At 39.2% G+C, this 263-nt stretch carries 1 protein-coding gene; it reads left to right on the top strand.

Going from position 1 to position 263, the window contains the following annotated elements; genetic code table 11:
- On the top strand, positions 1-263 hold a 263-nt coding region (locus tag HSP_RS11465; RefSeq protein ID WP_010129257.1), incomplete at both ends, for a hypothetical protein.

Here is a 263-nt window from a genome sequence, read left to right as displayed (position 1 = left end):
AAAGGGGGAAAATCCGTTAAACCGTCCATAGGTTTGACAGTCGCCAAAAAACGTTATTACGGAGAAAGAGCGCTTTTGTTTTCTAACAAAAGATTTCTGTTTTTTTCTCAAATGTTGCTTGAATGCGGCAACAATAAAACGTCATGGCATTTAATCAGGTTGGAAATTCTAGACCCTATTAGAATTTCGCTGGTTGCCTTAAATCTCGCTTATCAGGTATACGCTGTATTTCTTCAGGCTTTCGCCTTTCTAACCGTGGTATG

The organism is Haemophilus sputorum CCUG 13788 (assembly GCF_000238795.1).
Lineage (GTDB): Bacteria > Pseudomonadota > Gammaproteobacteria > Enterobacterales > Pasteurellaceae > Haemophilus_A > Haemophilus_A sputorum.
The sequence above is the reverse complement of the archived record's forward strand: the minus strand, read 5'-3'. Positions and strand labels throughout refer to the sequence as shown.